General features: G+C 66.4%; 24 protein-coding genes. 11 read left to right on the top strand and 13 right to left on the bottom strand.

The window, feature by feature from the left end:
- Positions 1-276 precede the first annotated feature (276 nt).
- Complete coding sequence (locus tag GC106_RS05505) at positions 277-732, bottom strand: hypothetical protein (protein ID WP_173125082.1); 456 nt, start codon at positions 730-732, stop codon at positions 277-279.
- A gap of 209 nt (positions 733-941) precedes the next feature.
- On the opposite strand from GC106_RS05505, the gene GC106_RS05500 reads away from it, so the two are divergent.
- Both GC106_RS05500 and GC106_RS05495 read left to right on the top strand, forming a co-directional pair.
- Positions 942-1784 (top strand): GntR family transcriptional regulator, encoded by an 843-nt coding sequence (locus GC106_RS05500; RefSeq protein ID WP_173125080.1) that lies wholly within the window; start codon positions 942-944, stop codon positions 1782-1784.
- Positions 1781-2482, top strand: a complete 702-nt coding sequence (locus tag GC106_RS05495) for an HAD family hydrolase (RefSeq protein WP_312872444.1) — start codon at positions 1781-1783, stop codon at positions 2480-2482. The genes GC106_RS05500 and GC106_RS05495 overlap by 4 nt, the downstream gene beginning before the upstream one ends.
- Positions 2483-2797: 315 nt before the next feature.
- Here the strand turns inward: GC106_RS05495 and GC106_RS05490 are convergent, their stop codons facing one another.
- The 7 genes from GC106_RS05490 to GC106_RS05455 form a co-directional block, all read right to left on the bottom strand.
- Positions 2798-3490 carry a hypothetical protein gene (locus GC106_RS05490; protein ID WP_173125078.1) on the bottom strand — a complete coding sequence of 231 codons (693 nt, stop codon included), beginning with the start codon at positions 3488-3490 and terminating at the stop codon, positions 2798-2800.
- Positions 3466-4185, bottom strand: a complete 720-nt coding sequence (locus tag GC106_RS05485; protein WP_173125076.1) for an HNH endonuclease — start codon at positions 4183-4185, stop codon at positions 3466-3468. Before GC106_RS05485 ends, GC106_RS05490 begins: the two co-directional genes overlap by 25 nt.
- Positions 4186-5266: 1081 nt before the next feature.
- The gene (locus GC106_RS05480; protein WP_173125075.1) at positions 5267-5953 is read right to left on the bottom strand and encodes an alpha/beta fold hydrolase; all 687 of its coding nucleotides are present in this window, start codon (positions 5951-5953) and stop codon (positions 5267-5269) included.
- 10 nt (positions 5954-5963) lie between these two features.
- On the bottom strand, positions 5964-6584 hold the full coding sequence (locus GC106_RS05475; RefSeq protein ID WP_173125073.1) for an SRPBCC family protein: 621 nt from the start codon (positions 6582-6584) through the stop codon (positions 5964-5966).
- Positions 6581-7378, bottom strand: a complete 798-nt coding sequence (locus GC106_RS05470; protein ID WP_173125071.1) for an SDR family oxidoreductase — start codon at positions 7376-7378, stop codon at positions 6581-6583. The genes GC106_RS05475 and GC106_RS05470 overlap by 4 nt, the downstream gene beginning before the upstream one ends.
- 10 nt (positions 7379-7388) lie before the next feature.
- Complete coding sequence (locus tag GC106_RS46995) at positions 7389-9803, bottom strand: AMP-binding protein (RefSeq protein WP_217280085.1); 2415 nt, start codon at positions 9801-9803, stop codon at positions 7389-7391.
- Positions 9800-10465, bottom strand: coding sequence for an enoyl-CoA hydratase/isomerase family protein (locus GC106_RS05455; protein WP_173125069.1), 666 nt, complete (start codon positions 10463-10465; stop codon positions 9800-9802). The genes GC106_RS46995 and GC106_RS05455 overlap by 4 nt, the downstream gene beginning before the upstream one ends.
- A gap of 64 nt (positions 10466-10529) precedes the next feature.
- Here GC106_RS05455 and GC106_RS05450 point away from each other — a divergent pair, with 64 nt between their 5' ends.
- The 5 genes from GC106_RS05450 to GC106_RS05430 are packed head-to-tail and all read left to right on the top strand — an operon-like array spanning position 10530 to position 17026.
- A complete protein-coding gene (locus GC106_RS05450) occupies positions 10530-11363 on the top strand; it encodes an FAD binding domain-containing protein (RefSeq protein ID WP_173125067.1) in 834 nt (277 codons plus the stop codon).
- On the top strand, positions 11360-13672 hold the full coding sequence (locus GC106_RS05445; protein ID WP_173125065.1) for a xanthine dehydrogenase family protein molybdopterin-binding subunit: 2313 nt from the start codon (positions 11360-11362) through the stop codon (positions 13670-13672). The genes GC106_RS05450 and GC106_RS05445 overlap by 4 nt, the downstream gene beginning before the upstream one ends.
- A complete protein-coding gene (locus GC106_RS05440) occupies positions 13669-14148 on the top strand; it encodes a (2Fe-2S)-binding protein (RefSeq protein WP_173125063.1) in 480 nt (159 codons plus the stop codon). The genes GC106_RS05445 and GC106_RS05440 overlap by 4 nt, the downstream gene beginning before the upstream one ends.
- Positions 14145-16397: a xanthine dehydrogenase family protein molybdopterin-binding subunit gene (locus GC106_RS05435; protein ID WP_173125061.1), complete on the top strand. Its 2253-nt coding sequence runs from the start codon at positions 14145-14147 to the stop codon at positions 16395-16397. Before GC106_RS05440 ends, GC106_RS05435 begins: the two co-directional genes overlap by 4 nt.
- Positions 16394-17026, top strand: coding sequence for a GntR family transcriptional regulator (locus GC106_RS05430; protein WP_173125059.1), 633 nt, complete (start codon positions 16394-16396; stop codon positions 17024-17026). Before GC106_RS05435 ends, GC106_RS05430 begins: the two co-directional genes overlap by 4 nt.
- On the opposite strand, the gene GC106_RS05425 is transcribed toward GC106_RS05430, so the two are convergent.
- Complete coding sequence (locus tag GC106_RS05425; protein ID WP_173125057.1) at positions 17001-18353, bottom strand: MFS transporter; 1353 nt, start codon at positions 18351-18353, stop codon at positions 17001-17003. The genes GC106_RS05430 and GC106_RS05425 overlap by 26 nt on opposite strands.
- Before the next feature lie 71 nt (positions 18354-18424).
- Between GC106_RS05425 and GC106_RS05420 the strand changes: the two genes are divergently transcribed.
- Positions 18425-19297 (top strand): alpha/beta fold hydrolase, encoded by an 873-nt coding sequence (locus GC106_RS05420; protein ID WP_173125055.1) that lies wholly within the window; start codon positions 18425-18427, stop codon positions 19295-19297.
- Here the strand turns inward: GC106_RS05420 and GC106_RS05415 are convergent.
- Genes GC106_RS05415 through GC106_RS05400 form a run of 4 tightly spaced genes read right to left on the bottom strand, consistent with a single transcriptional unit; the run spans position 19274 to position 24577 of the window.
- Positions 19274-20272, bottom strand: a complete 999-nt coding sequence (locus tag GC106_RS05415; RefSeq protein ID WP_173125053.1) for a cation diffusion facilitator family transporter — start codon at positions 20270-20272, stop codon at positions 19274-19276. The two genes, GC106_RS05420 and GC106_RS05415, sit on opposite strands and share 24 nt — an antisense overlap.
- A complete protein-coding gene (locus GC106_RS05410; RefSeq protein WP_173125051.1) occupies positions 20269-21633 on the bottom strand; it encodes a dihydrolipoyl dehydrogenase family protein in 1365 nt (454 codons plus the stop codon). Before GC106_RS05410 ends, GC106_RS05415 begins: the two co-directional genes overlap by 4 nt.
- Before the next feature lie 46 nt (positions 21634-21679).
- A complete protein-coding gene (locus GC106_RS05405) occupies positions 21680-22399 on the bottom strand; it encodes a class I SAM-dependent methyltransferase (protein WP_173125049.1) in 720 nt (239 codons plus the stop codon).
- The gene (locus GC106_RS05400) at positions 22400-24577 is read right to left on the bottom strand and encodes a (Fe-S)-binding protein (protein ID WP_173125047.1); all 2178 of its coding nucleotides are present in this window, start codon (positions 24575-24577) and stop codon (positions 22400-22402) included.
- Between the two features lie 104 nt (positions 24578-24681).
- Between GC106_RS05400 and GC106_RS05395 the strand changes: the two genes are divergently transcribed.
- The 3 genes from GC106_RS05395 to GC106_RS05385 all read left to right on the top strand — a co-directional run bounded on the left by GC106_RS05395 (position 24682) and on the right by GC106_RS05385 (position 26749).
- Positions 24682-25008, top strand: coding sequence for a DMT family transporter (locus tag GC106_RS05395; protein WP_173125045.1), 327 nt, complete (start codon positions 24682-24684; stop codon positions 25006-25008).
- Entirely contained in the window at positions 25005-25571 is a 567-nt protein-coding gene (locus tag GC106_RS05390; RefSeq protein ID WP_173125551.1) for a TetR/AcrR family transcriptional regulator, read from the top strand. Before GC106_RS05395 ends, GC106_RS05390 begins: the two co-directional genes overlap by 4 nt.
- Before the next feature lie 62 nt (positions 25572-25633).
- The gene (locus tag GC106_RS05385) at positions 25634-26749 is read left to right on the top strand and encodes a serine hydrolase domain-containing protein (RefSeq protein ID WP_173125043.1); all 1116 of its coding nucleotides are present in this window, start codon (positions 25634-25636) and stop codon (positions 26747-26749) included.
- Positions 26750-26774: the final 25 nt, after the last annotated feature.

The following is a 26774-nucleotide window of genomic DNA, read 5'->3' as shown; positions in this document are numbered from 1 at the left end:
CAATGCTTGCCAAGTCAGCGCGGGTGTCTTCGAGCTGTGCCCGCCGCTCGAACTCCTCAGCAGCGATGACCGAGGCATGCCGCGCCCACATAGGCACAGCAAGATCAGCCGCCAAGCTGCGCCAGGCGATAGCGACAGACAGGTAACCCCGAGCAAGACGGCGGATCGCCGCAACGTCGTGAGGCTGTGCCCTCATGGCGGCGAACAAGGCCGCCGTCTGCTCGGAGTACGCGTCGTTCCACCGAGCGACCGCCTCCCTTGACGGCCGCGCGGCCATCACGCCGCCTTGTTCTGCTCACTCGGCGCCTGACCAGCAGGCTTACCCGAGCTGGACTTCTTCGGATCCCGCATGCCGGTGGCCCGCAGAACCCAGCCCTGGTACTTGAACTTCTCGCCCATCACCCGGGGCTCAACCATCAAGCCCTCGAACACGACGGGCCGAAGGTCGAAGCCCGCCACAGCGGCAGGCGGAGGAACCGGCTGGACCTTGGCCAGCAGCACGACGGAGACGGACTTGTCCCGGTCCTTCTCCGCGGACGGATCTGAGACCGTCACCTTCCACTGTGGAAGCCCGGTGACTTCGTCGACCTTCTGCTTTGGCTGCTTACCCCTGGCTTTGTCCTCGTTGGAGACGTACTCCATGTCCGGAGCAACAGGGCCGACCACCGCAGCCCCATCCGGAAACACCGTGTCGTGCTCAATCGCGAAGCGCGTACCGCGCGGAACCGCCATGACTGTTGTCCTCCTGGTGGGCGTTGAGCCCAAGCTATCTAGCGTGTCTGACGTGGCCAGCTTAGCCAGCCTGGCTAGACAAGTCAAGCAAGCTGGGTCGACTGTCTAGCTAGCTGGCCTAGACAAGCTCTAAGCTTGAGTCTGATGGTTGGGATCTGAAGCTTGATGCCGATCAAGCAGACGCTGCGACAAGGGAGGCACGAGGGCATATGGCACTCGATCCGGACGACCCACGTCCGCCATACGTGCAGGTGGCGAATGCCTTGAGAGCTGCCATCCTCACCAAGGTTTTCCAGGCAGGCGACAAGCTGCCGTCAAGGACCGAACTGGCGAAGCGCTATGAAGTCGCGCCGATGACCGTTCAGAACGCCTTGCGTGAGCTTCGGGACGAGGGTCTGATCGTGTCGCGCCAGGGGAGCGGGGTCTTCGTCCGAGAGCGCACAGAGCGACCGGTCGGCCTACGTCCCCACATCGAGCGAGCCTTCTCAGCCGAGCACGTCAGGATCGACTTTGCAGGATTCTCCGGCGAGACCCTGCACGGAGTGATCTCCGAGCCAATCGACAAGATCCGAATCGGCCGGCTCACCCCACAGACCATCGCCGTCCGGATGTTGGTCCCAGACCCATCGGTGCCTTGGTCGTTGCCGGTCACAGTCGAGGGCCTCAAAGACAGTCCGGCCTTCCGCGAGCGCGCCACAGAGATCATGCGCCGCCACACCCTGGCCATAGTCGACGCCGTGACCGAGCTGGCGTCACTCGGCCTGGTCGAGAAGGCCACCGCGGAAATCCGAGTCCACCCAGCAGCCCCGCTGTTCAAGCTCTACCTGATCAACAACGAAGAGGCCTTCTTCGGCTACTACCCAGTCCGCGAGCACGTCCTCAGCCTGGGCGGCGAACCTCAAGCGATCTACGACCTGATGGGCAAGGACGCCATCCTCTTCCACCACTCCATCAGCGACGACGACACCAGCACCGGCAGTCAATACGTAGAGCAATCACGCATGTGGTTCGACAGCATGTGGACCACCGTCGCCCGGGAGTACGTCCGGTGACCGTGCCCGTCGACGACCCAGACGTCATCGCCCGCATCCTGGCCAACACCGACGCCCTCCTACTCGACTTCGACGGCCCGATCTGCTCAGTCTTCGCAGGCTTCCCTGCCCCAGTCGTAGCCAGACAACTCGCCGAGATCCTCACCGAAGCCGGTCATGTGCTACCGCCCGACGTGGCTGCCGCGACCGACCCCTTCGACCTCCTCCACTACACAGCCACACTCGGCGGTAAAGAAGCCGAGCTCCTCAACGCCGCCTTCCGTGCGCACGAAGTAGAAGCCATCCACAGCGCCGAGCCCACACCAGGCGCCCACGCGCTCATCAAGGCTTGGAAGGGCACTCATCGCAACCTCGCCATCGTCAGCAATAACTCACGTACAGCTGTTGAGACATACCTGGACCTTTACGATCTCCACCAATACGTCGATTACATCGCTGCCCGAACTGCTGCGAATGTTTCGATGCTCAAGCCAAATCCTCATCTTGTGAGCCAGGCTGTCGACGCGCTTGGAGCGCAACCCGCTCGGTCGACTCTTGTTGGCGACTCAACCACCGACATCGAAGCTGCCAACGCCGCTCAAATCGTAGCTGTTGGATACGCCAACAAGGCCGGTAAGGTCGAGCAACTTATGGAAGCAAAAGCTGCGGCAATCACTACGGAAATCCAAATTCTACTAGTTTCACTTCATGTTGTGTGAAGGCTTGAGCGGTGGAAATGTTAACTCATAAGATTCAGGCCGGTGGGTACAAGCGTATTGCGCCTGTCATGCGTACGAACTGGTAGTAGTGCTCCTCGTCTGGCGTCATAGCAATCATATCCACCGGGGGAAAGTTTACCTCCCACATGCCCATTTCCCGCAAAGCAACTACGTCAGCTCGATCGATATACACAATCAGAACGTCCAAGTCGTTCGGCGTGCCAGACCGCAGCATGGACCCAAATGCCCAAACCTGTAGCCCGGAGAGACGGTCGACGCATCGACAAATTTCATCAAGGACGGGCCACTGGCTCTTTAGGTCCATGGGTTCCGAATCATGGCGATGAATTCGTTGAATGTATATAGCCGCACATTTGCATGGCGGGCGGTCTGTACAACGCGGTCTCCGAAACCCTGTGTATTTGGGTTAGTAATGACCAATGCGTCTATGATCAGCTTAGGGTACCGGTTGAGCATTTCGGCAAACTCGTCGTCAGTTAGCTCATACCGATTATTAAAAACTATCATTAACGGTCGAAGGTTCTTGATGCGTTGGAGTTCCAATGCTCGAAGACCTCGACGGGCTATTGATGTCACAGCCCTGGTCCCCCTCAGTCTCCTGCGGACGTAAACTTCTTCCGGGTCCACATACTGCGAAATATCATCTAGTGAATAAATGGCGTTAACGAAACCGCCAAATGTCTCTACACATACATCTACATGGCGAGCGTAGTCGAGTACGTCGGGATCAATAGCCCTTCGCGTGACTATTAGCATACCTGTTTGAGGGAGGGTATCGATCGCATCCTGGAACATCTGGACTGTAAATGAGTTGAAATTGTCCGGCTCTACGCAATACGCAACCGCAGGTGACTTGCCTGGCCGTGTTATCTCCACCCCGTAGTCGCCAATCGTCTTGACCGCATAAGGAGTCTTCGTGCCGAAATCGACTTGGTCAAAATTAAACCTCTTGTGCAGCTGTTCTACGATCCAGCGCTGGATTCCCATCCGTCCTCTTTCAGAATTGACTCCATAGCACTGGGAAACTTGGTTGAGCCAGGAGTCCAGTTTCCCTCTAGGTGGCGTTCTGTAAGTTCTCGAACGTGAACAGCAAAGATGCCGAGAGTCATCTTTTCTGCATCTGTTAACAGGCGGCGGTTGGCTTGCAGTACTCGCAGTATTACTCGATTATTCGGAATAATCGTGCCGTTCACGTGGCGGCGCCACTGTTCAGCCCGCGTGCTATCATAAGCGTTATCAAGCGGTCCATATAGGTTGAACACGGCGCGATTGGCGTCCAGTAGCCCTTCAATGAACTGTCGCGCCTCAAATCTGGAATGGAACACCGGTGTTCCATGGGCGGTGGTGCGAGCTTCTTGGCTGCGTGTCTTCCACGTGCGTAATACGGAAGTTGGATATTCGCTTGGTGCTTTGTCGATCACAGTATGACATGTTGGGCACAGAACTAGGACGTTCTCTGGCATTGCACGTTCGTCCTCCGAAAGCTCCATTGCTTCGTCCGCTCGGGGACCTTCAAAACTTGCCGGAATAATATGCGCCAACTCGCCGATGTGTTTTCGCTTCAGGAAACCATGAAGATCAGCGCGGCATTCAGGGTTCTGACAGTGTCCACCAGACTCCGACCACAACCGGTCCTTCGCTGGCTGCGACAGCTCTACGCGTCTTGCTGACTTCCTTGCCACAGCACTCCTTTCAATGTGCTGTCAAACCTTATAGCGCCCGACCATGTAGTTGCCTGCCGAATTTGGCTCTATGAGATCAAGGCGCGCCGCCGGTGGCGGCGCGCGTCACGCTCGCAGCTCGGGCCGATCCATCACGACACGACCGGGCTCCCGCTCCGCTACGCCCGGTCGGCCGCCCGGCCAGACCCGAGCTGCCGCGTGAGCAGGTGGCCACCGGCGACGCGTAGGAGTAGAACCACCAGCCGCACGGCGCCGTGACGATCGCCGCGTGCAGACCTCATCGAGCTGGGCACGGCGATCGACGCCCGTCGACGCTCCGCGCCAACGGCCACCGGGGCACACCAAGGGATGCACCCCAGCTCTGCCCGGTAATGAGCTACTTCACCGTCGCGACCTCAGCCGCATCAGCAACCGCTCAATCGCCGCCATGACCAGTCGTGCGTCCGCACGACGTGCACGGTCTGGATGCAGTACAGCCACTGTCCCGGCAACGACCATCACCAGGGCGGCAGCGACCAACGAGGGCCACATGAACAACATGGCATCCCTTCAACTCACTCAACGGAGGGTGAAGGGGGGTGAGCTATACGTTACGCATAAGAGGGTGACCGTATGGCTCCCATCCCAGTGTCTCATGCGCTTCCTCTTCGAGAACGCAGTCCGCCCGCCTCCTACAGGAAATCGACGCGGGCTGAAGCGCACAAGGCCTGAAGTAGCGTGCTGTCTGCGTGCTATTAGCGCTGGTCAACCACGGTCAACAGCGGTCATGTGGGTCCAGGCGGCGATGCTGGTTGGAGGCGGTGCGGTTGTTGATCGTTCTGATTCCCAAGCTGAATACGCGGGTTCGATTCCCGTCATCCGCTCTCTTGCAGTTTCAGCAGTTCAGAAGGGGTGCTTCCCGATCTCGGGAGGCACCCCTTCCGGTTGTAGACCATCTCGCCGTGCTGTCCGCACAGTCGCCCTCGCCACAGTGCCGGTCGATCAACGCCGACAGCCGGTCCGCGATCTTCGTGCCGGCATCGCCTGTCGCGCTACACAGCTCGGGCCCGGACCTGCCGCGTGAGTGAGCCGGCCACCGGCGTCAGGCGGAGTGGTGGACGACTGCGGCGGCGTCGAGGATGTGGCGTGCGAAGAGCGTGGGGTGCGTCATGGGCAGGTAGTGGCCGGTGCCGGGGATGACGATCAGGCGGCCGTTCTGTGCTGCGGCGAGGAATTTGCGTTCGTGGAAGCGGAGGTGGTCGTGGCCGCCGTTGATGAACCACGTGGGACCGGGGTACCGCGCCACGGCGGACAGTGGGTCGAAGGAACGCAAAGCGGCGACCACGGAAGGGATCGCGGGTGTCGCGATTGGACCGGAGGTCACCGCGGCGGCCACATCGGACGGAAGTGTGGCGCTGAAGATGCGGCGGCTCAACCGGTCGCCGCCGTCGGGCAAGCGGCTCAGCATCCGGTACATCGCCAGGAACGGCGCGGTCGCGAAGCGGTCCGGCACAGTCGTCGCCCCGGCGATGACGAGGCCTGCGACGCGCGAAGGATGGGCGGCCGCCACGGCCATCGAGACGTACCCGCCCATCGAATGGCCGACGACCAAGGCCCGCCCGCCGAGGGAGTCGATCGCGTCGGCGACCACGGAGACCGCTGACGGCATGGTGAACGTGCCGCCGAGCCGGACACCGTGACCGGGTAGGTCGACGGGGTGCCCGAACGAGTACGCGACCCAGGCACCCGCGTGTGCGCGGATGCCGTGGACCAAAACAATTGGGACCATAGTCCCGACATTACTCGTGGCGGATGATCACCTCGATCACGCGCCTGCGCCGCAGGCCCAGGCCCGCCAGCAGGCCGAGCGCCACACCCGCGGCGACCGGGGCGAAGCGCTTCAGCAGGGGCGTGATCACCAGCGCCGCGCCGTCGAGCGGCTCCGCGGCGGCAGCCACCGGCGCGGGCCTGTCCGGCGTGTCGAAGGACTTCTCCACGTTCTGCGCGAACTGGTCGATCAGCCGTTGCGACACCTCGCCGATCACGCCGCGGCCGAACTGCGCGACCTTGCCGCGGATCATCAGGTCCGTCTCGATCGACACCTTCGAGCCGGAACCGTCGGGCAGGACGCGCGCAGTCACGTGCGCGTCGGCGTTGCCCTGACCGTGTTGTTCACGGCCGGACGCCTTCAGCACCGCTGTGCGCGCGGACTCGTCGACCGACAGGAACTTCACGGTCCCGGTGTACGAGACGCCGAGCGGGCCGACCTTGACCTTCACTTCCCCGCTGTACGTGGAGTCGTCCACGCGGCCGGTCAGTTTGCTGCCGGGCATGCACCCGGCCACCCGCTCCACGTCCAGCAGAGTCGCGAAGACCTTCGCCGGGTCCTGCGCGATGTGGACTTCGTTCGTGAGTTTCACAGATCCATCAGTGCCTTACGTTGCCCGCCGTCGACGGGGATGTGAGCGCCGTTGATGAAGCTAGCCCGTGGCGAGGCGAGGAACGCGACCAGTGCCGCGACCTCGTCGGGCTCGCAGATCCGGCCGAACGGGATGGAGCTGGTGGCCAGTTCGTGCGCACGGTCCTGGGTGACCTTCTTGTCCCGGGCGAACGCCTTTTCCAGGGTGTCCCACCGGTCCGTGTTGACTGGCCCGGGATTCACCGTGTTCACGCGGATGCCGTAGCGGCCGTACTGCTCGGCGATGGACGACGCGAAGTTGATGTCGGCGGCGTTGGCCACGCCCGCGGTCAGCTCCCAGTAGCTGGGCTTCAGGCCGTCATTGCCGACGACGAGAACGATGGAGCCGGAGCCTCGGGCGCGCATGTGCGGGATGACCGCGCGCACGGATCGCACGTAGCCCATGAATTTGAGGTTCAGGCTGGACATCCACTGCTCTTCGGTCAGCTCCTCCAGCAGGCCGCCCGGGGAGCTGCCCGCGCACGTGACCAGCGTGTCGATGTGGCCGAAGCGTTCCAGAGTGGCCGCGACGCAGCGTTCGACGTCCTCGGACTTGCTCATGTCGCCCGCCATCGGCACGACCGTCCGGCCGCTCGCGGCGGCGATCTCCTTCGCCGTGACCTCAAGGGATTCGGCGGTCCGCGCGGTGATCACCACGTCCGAGCCCTCGGCGGCGAGGTGTTCGGCGACCGCCCGGCCGATGCCCTTGCTGGCCCCGGTCACGAAGGCGACTTTGTCCGTCAGCTGCAGGTCCATGAACCACTCCTCACCTCGGGCGTGATATTTGGTATACCAGATTGGCTCGTGCGGAAGCGAGGGTCACGCTGCCCGGTGTCCCCTCGATCATCGTCCCGAGCCGGCACAACGTGGACTCCGACCCGGACGGGCCGAGCAGTTGGGCGCCGACCGGCAATCCGTCCGCGAGCCCGGCCGGGACGGACAGGGCGGGCAGACCGGTGATCGACGCGAGCGCGGTGAACCGGAAGTACTGGGACTCCAGCCCTTCGGTGCCGACCGGAGCCGCGGGCATCGGCGTGACCGGCAGCAGGATCGCGTCCAGGCCGGCCGGGAACGTCCATCCGGGAAACGGCACGACCGGCGAGTCCGCCGCCAGGATTTCGACCAGCCGCGGCGACAGGGAATCCCGGATCGGCCAGTAGAGCCCGCGTGCCTCGGACCGCATCAACGAGGACGCGGCGAACCGGGCGTCCGGAATCTCGACCTCGACGAAGGAAACCGAAGGCAGCTCGGCCATCGTGGTTTCGAGCACGGAACGCACTTCGTTGGAGCAGAACCGCAAGCTGTAGCCGACGCGGAACGACGACGGCACCGGCGCGACCGCGCCGCCCATGGCCTCGAACATCCACAGGCAATCCGCTGCGGTCAACGCGATCGGGCCGACCGTGTCGAGCGAAGGCGCCAACGGCTTGATGCCGTCCATCGGCAGGACGCCGTACGTCGGGCGAAGCCCGGCCACGCCACACAAAGCCGCGGGGATACGGATCGAACCGCCGGTGTCGGTGCCCAGGGCGTACCGGACGGCGCCGACCGCGACCGCGACGGCAGATCCGCCGCTCGATCCGCCTGCGTGCCGGGAAGGATCCCAAGGGTTCACGCAGCCGGGCGTGAGAACCGAATACGCCAGCTCAGGCATGGTCGTCCGGCCCATCGACCAGCAACCCGCGTCGACAAGCCGCTGCCACACGGGCGCGTCGACGGCGATGTTGTCCTTGACCGCGACCGGAATCCCCTGTTCGACGTCGGAAACCGAGACGAACGCACCCAGGTCCGCGGCCCGTCGCACGGGAGAGGCCAAGCGTTTGCGGTCGATCTTGCCCATGTGGTTGCGGGGCAGGGACTGTACTTCGAAGACCTGCTTCGGCACCTTGTACGGCGCCAGCACGGTTCGCGCGTGCTCGATGAGATCCGCCTGTTCTCGCAGGACGACCCAGGCGGTGACCTGCTCGCCCCACTGTGGGTCAGGCAACCCGGCGACGGCCGCTTCGACAACGGCGGGATGCGATTCCAGGGCCAGTTCGACCTCGCGGGGATACACGTTCATCCCGCCGCTGATGATCAGTTCCTTGCTGCGGCCCTTGATCACCAGGTGCCCGTCGACGATCTCGCCGAGGTCCCCGGTGCGGAACCAGCCGTCCGAAGTGAACGGATCGTCGGTGTCACCCCAGTATCCGGCGAACACCTGCGGCCCGCGCAGCTGGATTTCCTCGCCCTGCAACCGGACATGGACACCGGGCAACGGAATCCCGATCGTGTCGGCTCGCGGTGAATCAACGGGATTCGACGTGTCCAACCCGGATTCCGTTGTGCCGTAACGGACCAACGGCACGCGCGGCAACCGGCCGGCCAACGCGGAACTGAGGGGAGCCGAGCCGCAGACGCACAACCGCAAGCCCGAGAACGCGTCCGGCGAGGACACGAGCCGGGCGTAGATCGTCGGCACGGCGAACAACACGGAAGCCGAACGCATCGACTCGACCAACGAGTCGGAGAACTTCGAGAACAGCCGTGCCGACGATCCGGCGATCACGGTCGCGTGCACGCCGCTCAGGCCGTGCTGGTGGAACAACGGCAACGCATGGGTGAGCACGTCATCCGGGCTCCACCGCCACGCGGCCATCGCCGACCGGATCGACGTGAGCAGGTTCCGATGCGTCAGCGGAACGCCCTTGGGTCTGCCCGTCGTCCCGGACGTGTACGCCAGAATCGCCACGTCGTCGGGTCCGCCGACCGGCTCCAGCGGGTCGCCGACCGGCTCGGCGAAGTCCGAAAGCGTCAGCGAAGCACCCGAGTCGGACACCAGGTGCTCCAACTCGGCCGGCGTGTACGCCGGATTGGCCAGCACGACGATCATCCCCGCGCGCAGCGCACCGAGGTAGCACCGCACGAAACCCAGGGACGAACGCCCGACCAGCACAACCCGTGTGCCAGGCGGGAAACGTGCGGCGAACCAGCCCGCGGCGGAGGCGGCTTCGGTGTCGAGCTGCCGGTGGGTGATCGAATCCCGGTCGATCTCCATGGCGATTTTGTCCGGGAACCGGGCCGCGCTGGCCTGGGCGAGCAACGGGACTGTCGACGCCCCGAGCGACTGCACGTACGCCAACGGATCGTCCACGTCAGGCAGGTGCACGCGCCACGACTGCTCGCTCCACTCAACTGTCATATCGCCCCCGACCAGCTCGCTCTGTTCCCCGTCCGTTCCGCGTCGAGGCGTTCCGGCAGCCCGTCGGACGCGGTGATCGCCTTGATCCGCGCGACCGCACCCCGATCGAGACCGGCGATGTGCGTGGTGGCCGAGTCGGCCGCCGCCCACGGATCATCGGCGAGCGTGGTGAACCCCAGTCGATGCGCCTGTTCAGCATCCAGCCACCGGGAAGTCAGCAGCAAGTCCATCGCCGTGCTCCGCCCGACCAACGTGGGCAGGATCCACGCCCCGACCGCGAGCCCGTGTCCCGGACCGACCCACCGGAACCGGGCTCCGGGGCCGGAGATCCGCAGATCAGCGGCGGCGGCGAGCTGGGCGCCGCCGCCGACGGCCGGGCCGGACACCACGGCGATCACCGGGCCGGGACGGCTGATCATGACCGAGTAGCACTCGTACAACAGATCCGACAGCCGGGCGCGTTCGGCGTCGGAGACCCGGAGGTCGGCACCCGCCGAGAAGATCGCCGGATCGGTGCTGCCCAGCTGGACGGGCACGGCCGGATCGGCCGACAACGCGTCGAGCAGTTCGATCACTGTCGCCTCGTCCATTGCGTTCCGCCGCTCGGATCGGTTCAGTTTGAGGCGCACAAAGTCAGCTGACCGCTCCTGGACGAGGCGCATGGTGAAATATGATATACCAAGTTCGTCTGAGCGGAGCGAGGACAAAGACACAGAATGGAGTGTCGTGAAGCCAGCGGCGTTCACCTATCACCGCGCGTACGACGTGAACGACACGATCGCGCAGCTGGCCGAACTCGGCCCGGACGCGAAGATCCTGGCAGGCGGGCAGAGCCTGGTCGCGATGATGAACTTCCGGCTCGCGCGGCCCAGCGCGCTGGTCGACATCACCCGGATCGGCGGCCTCGACTTCCTGGCGAAGGACGCGGGCGGCCTGCGGATCGGCGCGCTGACCAGGCACCGGACCGTGGAGACGACCAAGGTTGACGGGTTCGAGGTGCTGTCGAAGGCCGCGAGGTGGATCGGCCACTACCCGATCCGCTGCCGTGGCACGTTCGGCGGCAGCATCGCGCACGGTGACTCGACGGCCGAGTGGTGCCTCCTCACGGTGCTCCTCGAAGCCTGGATCGTGCTGCAGGGACCGCGCGGCAGGCGCGAAGTCCCGGCGACTGAGTTCTTCCACGGGTTCTTCATGACCGCCGCCGAACCCGACGAGATGATCGTCGAGGTGCGGTTCCCCCGGCCGGCGCCGCACGCGGCGCTGACCGAGTTCTCCCAGCGGCAGGGTGACTTCGCCGTCGTCGCCGCGAGCGCACGGCTTGACCTGGCCGAGAACGAGATCCTGACGTCCCGGATCGTGCTCGGCGGCGTCGGGCCGCAACCGGCGGTCGTCGACGTGGACCTGGCCGGTCAACCGGCGAACGAAGAGACCTGGCGCGCGGCAGGCGAAGCGGCCGCCGCGCAGGTCGATCCGCCCTCCGATGGGCACGGTAGTGGCGCGTACCGCAAGAAACTGACGGCCACGCTGGTCGCCCGTGCCCTCGCTGAGGCCGCGGCATGACGGCCTGGGTCGGGGCGCGGGTACCCCGCAAAGAGGACCGCCGGATGTTGTTGGGCCGGGGACGTTTCGTGGCGGACATGGCCCGCGCGAACACGCTGCACGCCAGCTTCGTCCGTAGCCCGTATGCCTCCGCGACGATCAGATCCATCGACGTCAGCGCGGCCAGGCAGGTCGAGGGTGTGCTTGAGGTGCTGACCGGCAAGGATCTCGGTGACCCGTTCCTGCAAGCGGTGCTGGAGCGCGACGAGTTCACCCCGACCAAGATGCCGATGCTGGCCACCGACCGGGTCCGGTTCGCCAGTGAACCGGTGGCCGTGGTGATCGCCGAGGACGCGTACGCCGCCGAGGACGGTGCCGAGGCGGTCGAGGTCGAGTGGGAGACCGGCCCGGTTGTGCCGGACATCGCCGCCGCGCTCGAAGCCGCCACGGAAGTGCACAGTGGAACGGGGAACTGCCTCGTCGATCTGGTGATGTTCGACGACCCGGCGTTGCCGGGGATCTTCGCGAACGCCCCGCTGACCATCGAGGCGACGTTCCGCAGCGCCCGGGTTTCCGCGCTGCCCATGGAAGGCCGGGCGACGCTCGCCGAGTGGGACGACCGCGACGGGCAGGTCGTCGTGCACACCTCCACACAGGTGCCGCACCAGACCAGGTCCGGGATCGCGCAGGCCCTCGGCATCCCGGAACGGTCCGTCCGGGTGATCGCGCCGGACGTCGGCGGCGGGTTCGGGCAGAAATGCGTGGTCAGCCGGGAGGAGGTCGTTCTCGCCGCGGCCGCGATGCGCCTGCGCCGTCCGGTGATCTGGGTGGAGGACCGGCAGGAGAACCTGACCGCGTCGGTGCACGGCCACGAGCAGGAATACGAGGTCACCGCCGCGTTCGACGCCGACGGCCGGATTCTGGGGCTGTCCGCGGACATCCGGTGCGACATCGGCGCGTACTCGGTCTATCCGTTCACGTGCGCGGTCGAACCACTGATGGCCGCGACCGAATTGCCCGGAATCTACAAGGTTCCGGCCTACCGGGCCCGCGGCCGCGGGTTCGCCACGAACAAAGCGCCGACCGCGCCCTATCGCGGTGTGTCACGGCCGCAGATCGTGCTCGTGATGGAACGGCTGATGGAGAAAGCCGCGGCCAGGCTGGGCGTCGACGCGGTGGACATCCGCCGCCGCAACATGATCCTGCCTGGTGAGTTCCCGTACACCGGCGTCAACAACATCACCTACGACGAGGGCAGTTACCTGGAATCCCTCGATCTGACCGAGAAGAAGATCACCGAGGCCGGGTGGTACGCCGAACGGGACCGCTTGCGTGAGCAAGGACTTTTCGCCGGAATCGGCTTCTCGTGTTTCTCCGAACGGACCGCGTACGGCACGCCCACCATGTCGCAGCGGCGAATGCGGATGACACCGGGATACGACACCGCACACGTCCGGATGGACCCGTCCGGCGAGGTCATCGTGACCACCGGGACATCCGGCCATGGGCAGGGGCACGAAACGACGTTCGCCCAAATCGTCGCGGACCAACTGGGAATTCATCCCGACCAGGTGCGGCTGCGGCAAGGCGACACCGATCTGACCTCGTACGGCTGGGGTACTTTCGGCAGCCGGTCGATCGTGATCGGCGGCGGTGCGGCCCGCAAGGCCGCGGGCACCGTCGCGGGCAGGCTCCGGAAAGTGGCCGCCCACCTGCTGGAGGTCGGCGAGGACGACGTCGAGTTGACGCAGGGCGAGGCCGGTGTGCGCGGCGTGCCGGACGTTTCCCTGCCGATCAGCGAACTCGCCAGGATAGTGCATTTCCAAACCCACCAGCTGCCCGAGGAATGCCGTTATGGCCTGGAAGCACGGGAAAGCGCTGATCCGCCGGGTACGTTCTCCAATGCGTGTCACGCCGTGCTGGTTTCTGTCGACCCCGGAACCGGTGAGATCCGTGCGCGCAAGTTCATGGTCGTGGAAGACTGTGGCGTCATCATCAACCCGTTGGTAGTGGACGGCCAAGTGCGCGGCGGCGTCGCGCAAGGCATCGCGGCCGCACTCTACGAACGGATCACGTTCGACCAAGAAGGACAGCCGACCAGTACGACCTTGATGGACTATCTTGTGCCGACCGCCGGCGAGATCTGCCCGATCGAGATCCACCATCTGGAAACGCCCTCGCAGTTCAGCGAGAACGGTTCCAAGGGGATGGGGGAAGGCGGCACGATCGGCGCGCCCGCCGCGGTGCTCAACGCGATCAACGACGCGTTGGCGCACCGGGGCATCGAGTTCGACCACATTCCCGTACTGCCGGAGGACGTGCTGTCATGAAGGACATCCACCTGATCGCGTTGACGGTCAACGGCGAAGAGCACGAGATCGTGGTCGAATCACGGCGGACTCTCGCCGACGTGCTGCGGCACGACCTGGGCTACACCGGCACGCACATCGGCTGCGAACACGGGATCTGCGGCGCCTGCACGGTTCTGCTCGACGGCCAGCCGGTGCGCGCGTGCTTGGTCTTCGGCGTTCAGGCGGACGGCTGTGACGTCCGCACGGTCGAAGGCCTCTCCGACGGCGAGGAGCTCTCCGACCTGCAGAAAGCCTTCAGCCGCTGCCACGGTTTGCAGTGCGGCTTCTGCACACCGGGCTTCCTGATGCTGTCCGAGGCGTACCTGTCCGAACAAGACGGTGTGCCGGACGAGGCGCAGGTCCGCGAGGTGATGGCGTCCAACATCTGCCGGTGCACCGGCTACCAGGGCATCGTCGAAGCCGTCCGGCAGGTCGCCGAGGAGCGCGCGGGATGACATCGATCGGCGAGCGCCTGGCGCGCAAGGAGGATCCACGGCTGCTGCGTGGTCTGGGCCGGTTCGGGGACGACCAGGACCGGCCGGGGCAGCTGTGGATGCGCGTGGTGCGCTCGCCGTTGGCCCACGGCCGGCTGGTCTCCATCAGCAAACCCGAAGGTGCGCACGTCATCACGGCCGAGGACGTGCCGCCGGGCGTGCGAATCCCGGTACGCCTGAAGGTCCAGGGCATCGACCTGGACGACCACCTGCAACCCGTGCTCGCCGCCGACGAGGTCCGGTACGTCGGCGAACCGGTCGCCGTCGTGCTGGCGGACGACCCGTACGAAGCCGAAGACCTGGCCGAACTCGTCCAGGTCGACATCGAGGAACTACCGGTCACAGTGGACACCGCGGACGGCACACAGGCCGCGGAGTTCGAACTCGGGTACGGCGACGTCGAAGCCGCGTTCGGCGAGGCCGGCCACGTCGTACGGATCGAGTTCGAGGTCGGCAGGCACAGCGCGGTCCCCTTGGAACCACGGGCGTTGCTGGCCGATGTGGACCCGGCGTCCGGCGCGTTGCAGATCTTCGGCATGACCAAGGTGCCGGTGTTCAACCGGGACGTGCTGGCCACGATGCTCGGCATCGACGAGAACCTGATCCACGTGCACGCGATGGACGCCGGCGGCGGATTCGGTGTGCGTGGGGAGTTCTACCCTGAGGACTTCCTGGTGCCGTGGCTGGCGTGGACACTGCGCCGCCCGGTCAAGTGGGTCGAGGACCGGGCCGAGCACCTGGTCGCGGTGAACCACTCCCGTCAGCAGAAACACGTGATCTCGGCCGCCTTCGACAACGAGGGGACGTTGCTGGGCCTGAAGGACGACGTGCTGCACGACAACGGCGCGTACGCCAGGACGCACGGGATCATCGTGCCCGAGCTGACCTTGGCGATGTTGCCTGGCCCGTATCGAGTTCCGGCCTTCCACGGCCGCGTCCGGGTCATGCTGACCAACAAGACCCCGTGCGGCACGTACCGCGCACCCGGCCGTTTCGAGGGCACTTCGGTTCGCGAGCAGCTGCTTGACGTCGCCGCTGACCAGCTCGGCATCGACCGCGTGGAACTGCGCCGCAAGAACCTGCTCACCGCGGACGAACTGCCGCACACCAGGGCGATGAGCACACTCGGCACGGACGTCGTGCTCGACTCCGGCGACTACCCGGGGCTACTGGACAAGGCGATGGTCGAGGCCGACCGGCTCGGCTATCTGTCGCGCCTGGAATCGCTGAGGGCGCAGGGCCACGCGGCCGGGCTCGGGGTCGCGATGTTCCTGGAGAAGAGCGGCCTCGGTCCGCAGGAGACGGCCGACGTCACGGTGTCCACGTCCGGTGCCGTGCGGGTGCACTCCGGCGGAACCTCGCTCGGCCAAGGGATCGAGACGATCCTCGCGCAGGTCACCGCGGACGCGCTGGACATCGACCCCGCTGTGGTGACGGTGATCAACGGTGACACGGTGTTGCAGCCCTTCGGCGGCGGGTCCTGGGCGTCCCGTTCCACCGTCGTCGGCGGCAGCGCGGTGCACCGGGCCGCGGTGGCTGTCCGGGAACGTGCCGTCCGGATGGCATCGCGGATGCTCGAGGTCGCCGAGGAGGACCTGGAGATCAAGGCCGGGATGATCGGAGTGCGCGGCGCACCCGGTTCGAGCGTCTCCTATGCCGATGTTGCGAAGGCATGCCGCCCGGGTAGCCCTTACCTGGGGCCCGACGAACCGGCCGGGCTGACCGCGCGACGCAGGTTCGAGGTCGAGCACATGACGTACCCGTACGGTGTGCACGTCGCGCTCGTGGACGTCGACACCGGCACGGGACACGTCGAAGTGCTGCGCTACCTGGTGGCGTACGAGGTCGGCCGGGCGATCAACCCGACATTGGTCGAAGGTCAGCTACTCGGTGGTGTCGCTCAGGGGGTGGGGGGCGCTTTGCTGGAGGAGTTCCGGTATGACGAGGCCGGACAACCACAGGCGGTGACGTTCATGGACTACCTGATGCCGACCGCGGCCGAGGTGCCGCGGATCGACGTCCTGGTGGCCCAGGACGCTCCGGCGCCGGGCAATCCCCTTGGGGTGAAGGGGGCCGGTGAGGGAGGACTGACCGCGGCAGGCGCGGTGATCGCGGGGGCGATCAGGGACGCGCTGGGCCTCACCGGCTCGGTGGGGCGCTTGCCGATGACCGCGGAGCGGGTGCGCGGTCTGATCGAGGAGGGGACATGACGGAGTCGACACAACAACCTGCGCTGAACTATGTCAGCAAAACGGACATGGTGGTCGCACTCATCCGTGAGCTGATCATCACCGGCGAGCTCCCGGCGGGCAAACAGCTCAGACAGCGTGACCTGGCCGCGCGGTTCCACGTCAGCCAGACGCCGGTGCGCGAGGCGATGCGCAGGCTGGAGTCCGAGGGCCTGGTGATCGGGGACGCGCACCGCGGGTTCACGGTGGTGGAGGCCGACTCCGGCTCGACCGAGGAGAACTTCCAGATCCGCGCGGCACTGGAGTCGCTCGGCGCGGGCCTCGCGGCGCCCAAGATCGACGACGCGGGCATCGCCAAGCTGACGGACCTGAACGAGCGGATGCGGCACCTCGCCGAGGACGACCCGACGTACCCCGAGCTCAACCGCGAGTTCCACTTCACGCTCTACGAGTACTCGCACAGCCCGCTGTTACTGTCCCTGATGCGCTTGCTCTGGCAGGCCCTGCACGGCGGCCCCCGCGTCGCGCGCAGCCACGCCGAATCCATCAGCCAGCACGAGCTGATCATCGACGCGCTGCGGCGCGGTGACGCGGAAGCCGCCCGCAAGGCGACTTACGAGCACATCATGGGTGCACAGCCGCTGGCTTAAGGTGGTCGAGCTCCCGGTCCTTGGTCTCCGGTGCGGCCACGGCCATCCACAGCGATGCCAACGCCAGCAGCACGCCGATCACCAGGAAGGTCATCGGCAGACCGAGGTACGGCCAGAGCAGCGACCCGAAGATCAACGGGACGAATCCGGCGCCGATCCGGCTGATCGTCGACGCCCAGCCGAATCCGCTCGCCCGCAGCCTGGTCGGGTACAGCTCGGAGACGTACGCGTACAGCGCCGGGATCGTCAGCTCGATGACGAACCCGAACACCCCGATCCAGAACTTGGCGGCGCCCGGGATGTCCAGCTGGATCGCGAAGATCACCATGGCCAGCGCGGACACCGGGCCGGACAGCCCGATCACCCACTTGCGACCGACCACATCGACCAGCCACGCCGACACCAGCACCCCCACGATGCCCACGGCCGTCATCAACGTGGTCACCATGAACGCGGCGTAGGTGCCGTAACCCTGCGCTCGCAGGATCGACGGCAGCCACGTCAAAGCGCCGTAGTACAACAGGAAGACCGTGAGGAACAGCGCCCACGACGCCGACGTGATCTTCGCGCTGTACCGCCAGAGATCCCTCAGCTGGGAGATCATCGCAGTCGCCGACAGCCTCGGCATCCGTTCCGGCGGCGGCAGTTCCCACGGCCCGACCTTCGCGCCGGTCTTGGCGATCAGGCCCTCGATCACCGCGCGGGCCTCCTTGTCCTTGCCGCGCCGCACCAGGTACATCGGCGACTCGGGCACGGAAAGCCTGACCCAGAACAGAAGCAGCGCGGGCAACACCATCACCAGCAGCATCGCGCGCCAGTTCGGTTGCAGCGCGGTGGAAACGACCCCGCACAGGGTCGCGCCGATCGGCCACCACACGTCCATCGCGGTCAGCACACGTCCACGGACCTTCGCCGGCGTGAACTCACCGACCAGCGCGTAGTCGACCGGGATACAGCCACCAAGGCCAAGCCCGGCAAGGAAACGGAACACGCAGAACGTCACGAAGTCCGGAGCGACCGCCCCGGCGACGGAGAACACCGAGAACATCAGCAGGGTGAGGCTGAACGCCCGTTTCCGGCCGATCAGGTCGGCGATCCCGCCCCAGGCGAACGCGCCGATCGCCATGCCGATCAGGTTCGCCGTGCCCACCCAGGCACCTTCGGCCTTGGTCAGGCCCCATTCGTCGGACACCAGCGGGATCAGGAATCCGTTCAGCGTGACGTCCCACGCGTCGAACATGAACCCGAGCCCGCCGACGAGGAAAATCGTTCCCTGAGCACGCCATCGCCATGGGAGTTCCTGAACTACCTGATCACCTGTGCGCATACCGGACGCCTCCTCAGGAGCGGAGAGTCTGGTATACCATTTGATATACCAAATCTCAACCGGGAGGGCTCGTGCCGAGGATCGAGACCGACGACGGGGTGTTTCTGCACGTGGAGGAGACCGGGACCGGCTTCCCGCTGCTCTTCGTGCACGAGTTCGCGGGCGACCACCGCAGCTGGGAACCACAGGTCCGGTACTTCTCCAACACCCATCGCTGCATCACCTACTCGGCTCGTGGCTACCCGCCGTCGGACGTCCCCACCGACCCGGGCGCGTACTCCCAGGAACGCGCGGTCAAGGACGCCATCGCGGTCCTCGATGCCCTTGAGGTCCAGAAGGCCCACGTCGTCGGGTTGTCGATGGGCGGTTTCACGACCCTGCACCTGACGCTCAGGCACCCTGATCGCGTGGCGTCGGCGGTCGTCGCGGGCGCCGGTTACGGCGCGCAACCCGAGCGGCAGGAAGGGTTCCGTGCGGAGTGCCACGCGACCGCGGACGCGTTCGAGCACCAAGGCGCTGCCGAGGTCGCCAAGACGTACGCCATCGGTCCCGCGCGTGTGCAGTTCCAGAACAAGAACCCGCGTGGCTGGGCCGAATTCGCCGAGGCGCTCAGCCAGCACTCGTCCATTGGCTCGGCGTTGACGATGCGCGGTGTCCAAGCTTCACGGCCTTCGCTGTACGCACTGCGAGAAGACCTCGCCAAGATCGAGACACCCGTGCTGGTCGTGGTCGGTGACGAGGACGAAGGCTGCCTGGAGCCGGACCTGATGCTAAAGCGGACCATCCCGACGGCCGGTCTCGCCGTGCTGCCGCAGACCGGTCACACGGCGAACCTCGAAGAGCCGGACCTGTTCAACTCCACTGTGGACAGGTTCGTCAGCGCGGTGGACCGTGGTGCCTGGCGCACACGCGATCCGCGGTCACTGACCGGCGCCACCATGTAGCTCACGGCCGTAGCGCGCCAGCACCTTGGCGCGCAGGCCGGGGTCGTTGCGCGGCACGGGTTCCAGGAAGATCTCGGTCAGTTCCCGGAACTCGGCCCGCAGTTCGCCCTCGATCCGGACGCAGGCGCGTTCCAGATCCGCCGCGCCCAGCGAGTCGTCGAAGTCCAGCCGGGCACACAGCAGCACGCTGTCCGTGCCGGTGGTCATCGTCAGCAGGTCGACCACCGCGTCGACCTCCGGCGTCTCCCGCAAACGCTTGCCCGCCGCGAAGACCAGGACCGGATCGGCCTGGCGGCCGATCAGCAGGCCCCGGTTGGTCCGGCTGAGCAGGTACGCCACGACCGCGAGCAACAGACCGATCAGCACCGACGCGATACCGTCCGCCAACTGCGATCCGGTGATCTGGTGCAGCCCGATCCCGGCGAACGCGATGAACAGGCCGATCAACGCGGCGCTGTCCTCGAACAACACCGTCTTGCTCGTCGGGTCGTCGCTGTGCCGCAGGTACTCGACTAGAGTCCGGTTCTCCGCCTTGGCGGCCCGGCGGGTCTGCCGCACCGCCTGCGACCACGACACCATCTCCAGCGCGAACGCCAGCGCCAGCACGACGTACGCGACGATCGGCGACTCCTGCTCGACCGGTTCGCCGAAGATCGCGTCGAACCCCTCGTAGAAGGAGAACACCGCGCCGGACACGAAGATCGACACGGCCGCGAGCAGCGACCAGAAGTAGCGCTCCTTGCCGTAACCGAAGGGGTGCCTGCGGTCGGCCGGCCGCACCGACGTGCGCAACGCGGTCAGCAGCAGGGCCTCGGTGAACGTGTCCGCGACCGAGTGCGCGGCCTCGGCGAGCATCGCGGCGGAGCCGGTGATCAGCCCGGCGATCGCCTTCATGATCGCGATCGCCAGGTTGACCAGGAGCGCGAGGACGACGGTGAGTGTGCTCTCGCCGCCGCCCTGCTTGGATCCGCTCACAGTTCGGCGAGCGCCGCGCCGATCGCACGGTGGAAGGTCGGGTACGCCAGGATCATGCCCTTCAGTGTGGTGGTCGGGACCTGTGCGTGCACGGCGACGACCAACGCACCCAGGATCTCCCCGGCGCCGGGCCCGACGACCGACGCTCCGACGAGGACACCACGGTCGGCGTCCTCGACCAGCTTGATCAGCCCGTCGTTGCCGAGCTTGTGGATGAAACCCCTGGAGGATTCGGGCAACTTGGTCAGCGCGGTGCGGACCTTGACGCCCTGCTGCTCGGCTTCGGCCTGGGTCAGCCCGACCGAGGCGACCTCCGGATCGGTGAAGGTCGCGTGCGGAACCGCGTGGTACTGCGCCCGCGGGCCGTCCTCGCCGAGGATGTCGGCCGCCGCGATGTCCGCGTGGTACATGGACATGTGCGTGAACGCGCCGGTGCCCGCGATGTCCCCGATCGCCCAGACCTTGTCGGCCGCGCGCATCCGGTCGTCCACGGTGATGAACTTGCCGTCGTCCGGGATGCCGACCGCCTTGACGCCGAGCGCGGCCAGGTCACGCGTCCGGCCGGTGGCGACCAGGAGCTGGTCGGCGCTGAGCACCTCGTTGCCCGCCGAGACGTGGAAGGCGCCGTCGTAGTCCACTTTGGTCGCCCGGACTCCGGTGACGACCCGGATGTTCTCCCGCTCGAAGACCTGCCGGAGCAGTTCGCTCGACTCGGGCTCGTCGCCTGCCAGCAGCCGGTCCGGCGACTGGACGATCGTGACCTTCGCGCCGAACCGCGAGAACACCTGGGCGAACTCGCAGCCGACCGGCCCGCCGCCGAGCACGATCAGCGAGGACGGCACGGCCGTGGCCGGCACCGCCTCCCGGTTGGTCCAGAGTGGAGTGTCGGCGAGGCCGTCGATCGGCGGGATGGCCGGGTCGGTGCCGGGGTTGAGCACGATTCCCTTGCGGGTGCGGAACACCTTGTCGCCGTCCGAGGTGGCGACGGTGACCTCGTCGGTGTCGGTGATCTTGCCGAAGCCGCGGACGAACCGCACACCCACGGCCTCCAGCCGGTCGATCGCGGCCTGGTCGTTCCAGTCGGCCGTCGCCTCGTCCCGGACCCGGGCCACGACCGGGGCCCAGTCCGGCTGGATCTGCGCGGACCCGGCCAGCTGGCTGGCCCGCCGCGCCTCGGCGAGCGCGTCGGCCGCGCGGACCATCATCTTCGTGGGAATGCAGGCGTAGTACGGGCATTCGCCGCCCACCAACCGGGCATCCACACCGACAACGGACAGACCCGCCTTGCCGAGCCGGGTGGCGAGGGCCTCGCCACCCGGGCCCAGCCCGATCACCACGACGTCCACATTCTCAGCTGTCATGGGCCAAGCCCACCACGAATGCGGCCGTCGCGCACGTACTAGGTGGTTAGCGCCTGGTTGCGAGAATGTGCATGAACATCGGCAGCCTGCGCCACCGGTCCCATTCGTCCGCGGGCGAGTCGTCGTGCGGCATCGGCTCACGGATCGTCTCGATCAGCAGGCCCGCCCGGTACAGGGCGTCGCAGTAGGTGCCGATCGAGCGGTGCCAGCCGCTGAAGTGCATCGTGACGCCGTCGCGGGTGGCCACTGCGCTGAACGGCTGAGTCCTGAGGTAGGAGGCGTCGATGACGAACGGCGCCTCGGGATCGTCCTTGTCGAACCCGACCGAGTCAGCCACCGGGTGCACGATGGTGATGGCCAGTCTCCCGCCCGGCTTGAGCACCCGGGCGAATTCGGTGAGCGCGCCGTCGAGGTCGTCGACGTCCATCAACACGTTGTACGAAACCAGCAAGTCCACTGAGGAATCGCCGAACGGCAGGTCCTTGGCCTCCCCGGCGACGTACCTGCCGTCCGGATCGGTCTTTTGCGCGGCCTTGAGCAACCCCGGCGCCGGCTCGACGCCCGTCACGTCGTACCCGCGCTCGGCCAGATCCCGGGTGAGGCGACCCTCGCCGCACCCGACGTCGAGGGTCACCCCGCCGGGCGGGGGTATCAGGTCGAAGAACCGTTCCCGGTAATGCCAATAGGCGTCGAACCCGGGCTTGCGGGCCCACTCCACCCAGTTGGCGGCCTGCGATTCCCAGTGCTGCGTGTCAGTAGTAGTCACCTAGCTGACTGTAGGAACGCTGTCACCCGATTTCCGCGGCTGCGGCATGCCGCGCTTCACGGCCGTGAGCAGCAGTTGCGACACGTCCACGACCTCGACGTTCTCGCTCGCGAGGCCGTCGCTCTTGCGCTGGGTCAGGCCGTCGTTGAGCATCACGCGGCAGAACGGGCAACCGGTGGCGATCTTCGTCGGCGCGGTGCCGAGGGCCTCGTCCACACGCTCGACGTTGATCCGCTTGCCGATCCGCTCCTCCATCCACATGCGAGCGCCACCGGCACCACAGCACATCGAGCGGTCGCCGTGCCGCGGCATCTCCCGCATCGACACGCCGGACGACTCGATCAGCTCACGCGGCGCCTCGTAGACCTTGTTGTGACGGCCCAGGTAGCACGGGTCGTGGTACGTGACGTCCTCGGCGATCGGCGCGACCGGGACCAGCTTGCGTTCCCGCACCAGGCGGTTCAGCAGCTGCGTGTGGTGCACGACCTCGAACTGCCCGCCCAGCTCCGGGTACTCGTTGCCGAGCGTGTTGAAGCAGTGCGCACAGGTCGCCACGATCTTCTTGACCTTGCGGTCCTCGAAGACGCCGTTGAGGATCTCGACGTTCTGCTGCGCCAGCATCTGGAACAGGAACTCGTTGCCCGCGCGGCGGGCCGGGTCACCGGTGCACGCCTCCTCCGAGCCCAGGACCACGTACTGCACGCCCGCGATGTGCAGCAGCTCGGCGACCGCCCGGGTGGTCTTCTTGGCCTTGTCCTCGAACGCGCCGGCGCAGCCGACCCAGAACAGGTACTCGAAGTCCTGTGTGCCGTCGTAGACCGGCACCTCGAAGTCCAGGTCCTCGGTCCACTGCAGCCGGTCCTTGGCGTTCTGGCCCCACGGGTTGCCCTTGTTCTCCAGGTTCTTGAACATCCCGTTCAGCTCAGCCGGGAAGTTCGACTCGATCAGCACCTGGTAGCGGCGCATGTCGACGATGTGGTCGACGTGCTCGATGTCCACCGGGCACTGCTCGACGCAGGCGCCGCACGTGGTGCACGACCACAGCGCGTCCGGGTCGATGACGTCGCCGACCAGCGCCTTCTCCGACTCGGCCAACGCCAGCACGTCGATGCCCGCGTGCGAGTCGAGGCCGATCTCCTCGCCCGCCATGTCGCGGCGCCCACCGGCGAGCAGGTACGGCGCCTTGGCGTACGCGTGGTCCCGCAGCTGCGTGATGACCATCTTGGGGGACAACGGCTTCTCGGTGTTCCACGCCGGGCACTGGGACTGGCAGCGGCCGCACTCGGTGCACGTGGTGAAGTCCAGCCAGCCCTTCCACGAGAAGTCCTCGACCCGGCCCGCGCCGAAGACGTCCTTCTCCGGGTCGGCCTCCTCGAAGTCCAGCGGCTTGCCGTCGCTCATCATCGGCTTCAGCCCGCCGAGCGCGACGCCTTCCTCGCGCTTGAAGTAGATGTTGAAGAACGCGGTGAACCGGTGCCACGCCACACCCATGGTGGTGTTCAGCGAGATCACGATCAGCCAGACCATCGCCGAGAAGATCTTCATCGCCGCGAAGACCGACACCAGCGCGGGCTCGGCGGGCAGCACCGAGCCGATCAGCTTGGTCACCGGCGCCGACCAGGTCGGCACGTCGAAGTAGCCGGCGGCGTACTTGGCCGCGCGGATGCCCATCACACCGAGGCCTTCGATCAGCACGATCGCCTCGACGAAGTACGCGCGGCCCATCCGTGAGCCCATGAACCGCGACTTGCGGCCCTTGAAGCGCGGGTGGTTGCTCAGCCGGATGTAGACCAGGCCGAGGATGCCCAGCACTGTGGTGAGCCCGAGCAGTTCGACGAACAGGTTGTACGGGCCCCAGTGGCCGATCACCGGCAGGTCCCAGCTGGGCACGAACACCTCGCCGTACGCGGCGACGACGCTCAGGATCAGCCCGCCGAACCCGGCCATCACGAACCAGTGCAGCACACCGATGTGGCTCCACTTCAGCATCCGGGTGTGCCCGAGGACTTCCTTGAGCATGACGCGGACACGGCGGCCGAAGGGGCCGTTGCGGGTCGGGTCCGGCTGCCCCAGCCGGATCGTGGCGAGCATGCGGCGCACGGTCATGGTCGTCATGACGACCGCGACCGCGGTCAGCAGCACGCAGAGGATGCCGAGGATCAGCCCCAAGCCTGTCATGGCGCCGACGGTAACCAGGGTTACTCGCCAGTAACCAGTGGCACGTGATCTGGATCGCTCAAATTGACCTGGTATTGGGACTATCGTCCCATTAGTTTGGCCGTATGCCGCCTTACCTGCTACTGGCGATCGCCATCGCCGGTGAAGTCGCCGCCACGGTCTCGCTGAAGCTCTCCGAGAACTTCTCGAAGCCGCTGCCGTCCGTCGTGGTCGTCGTCGGCTACCTCATCGCCTTCGGTGTGCTGGCCAAGCTGCTGAAGGACGGCTTCCCGGTCGGGGTCGCGTACGCCATCTGGGCGGCCGCGGGCATCGCGGCAGTCGCCGTCATCGGGGCGCTGTTCCTCTCCGAACCGGTCAACTGGACGATGGCGGGCGGACTGCTGCTGATCATCGGCGGCGTCGTGATGCTCGAACTCGGGAGGGCGCACTGATCACGCAGCCGGACGGCCGCAAGGCCCGGGGTGATCGCCGCAGGCAGGAGCTGATCGAGGCGACCCTGCGCGTGATCGAACGCGACGGCGTGGCCGGCGTGACCCACCGGACGGTCGCCAAAGAGGCCGGAGTGCCGACGACGTCGACGACGTACCACTTCTCCAGCCTCGAGGACCTGCTCACGGCGACGCTCACGTGGTGCGCCGGAGGATTCAGCACAGCAGTGCGTGACCTCGTCGAACGGGCCAGGATCAGGGGAAGTCAGGGGGCCCGCGAGGTCGCCGAGATGATCGTCGAGTCGCTCGGCCCGCAGCGCGGCCGGACCATGGCCGAGTACGAGCTCTACCTGTTCGCGGCGCGCAATCCGGCGCTGCGCCCCGCGGCCCGGCTGTGGCTGGACGTGCTGACCAGCCTGGTGCAGCACGACGACGAGGTCGCCTTCCGGGCGTTCCTCGCCGGGATGGACGGCCTGCTGATGCAAGGGCTGATCGACGACGAACCACCCACGGTGGCCGAGCTCGAACCCGTGGTCGCATACCTGATGCGACCCTCGAAACCCTGATCTTGATCAGCCAGGGTTCAGCCCGGATGGCGTGCCGCCGCTGAGCCGAAAAGCTCTACCGCATGCGCAAAACCGTTGTCGCCCTCGCCACCGCGGCCGCCGTCGCGGTGACCGCCCTGCCCGCGCAGGCCGCCACTCTGCCGCCGCTGAAGCCGGCCTTGCTGGAAGCGTCCATCTCGGGCTTACCCAACCCGGACACGACCGGCGCGCTGGTCCGGATCACCGGATCGGCCGGGAGATGGAGCGGCACCGCGGGCGTTTCCGACATCACCACCAACGCTCCGGTCAATCCGCGTGGATCGTTCCGGATCGGCAGTGCCACCAAGGTCTTCACCGCGGTGCTGGTGCTGCAGTTGGCGCAGGAGCGCCGGATCGACCTGAACCAGCCCGTGCAGCGGTACCTGCCCGGCGTGCTGCCGGCGGCCTATCCGCCGATCCCGGTGTACACCCTGCTCGACCACACCTCGGGCCTGCCGCACATCGACATCCCGGAGATGGCCGACCCGCAGTACGTCGTGGACCACCGGTTCGACAGCTGGACTCCGGCGCAGGTCCTGGCCACGGCGACCAAGCACCCGCACGAGTTCACGCCGGCAACGGCGCAGAAGTACAGCAACACCAGCTACATCGTGGCCGGGATGCTCGTCGAGAAGGTCACAGGCAAGAGCTACGAGCGTGCCGTGCGTGAGCGGATCGCCCAGCCGTTGTGCCTGCGGCACACCTACGCGCCCGGAAACGACCCGCACCTGCCCAACCCGGCGGCACGCGGCTACATCACGGTCAAGGACAAGCTGGTGGACGTGACTGAGATGAACCAGTCGATCCCGTGGGCGGCTGGCGGGATGATCTCCACCGCCGAAGACCTCGACACGTTCATAACGGCGTTGTTCCGTGGCCGCCTGCTCGGTCCGGCCATGATGGACCGGCTGTTCGCCGTGCCCGACGTCGACACCGTGAACAACGGTGGACCGGCCATGTACAGCCAGGGACTGCAGACCATCACGCTCAACGGCGTGACCATGTGGGGCAAGACCGGCAGCAGGTACGGCTACTCCAGCGGCGTGTTCGCCACCCGTGACCTGGCGCGTAAGGCGGCCTACTCGGCCAACGTGACCACCAAGTCCACCGAGGGACAGCCCGGAATCGTGGTGAAGATCGCCGACGCCGCCACCCGGTGAGAACCGGCCCGGACCGGTAGTTTCG

The sequence above is a fragment of the Kibdelosporangium persicum genome (genome assembly GCF_013280595.1).
In the GTDB taxonomy this organism is placed as follows: Bacteria; Actinomycetota; Actinomycetes; order Mycobacteriales; family Pseudonocardiaceae; genus Kibdelosporangium; species Kibdelosporangium persicum.
The sequence above is the reverse complement of the archived record's forward strand: the minus strand, read 5'-3'. Positions and strand labels throughout refer to the sequence as shown.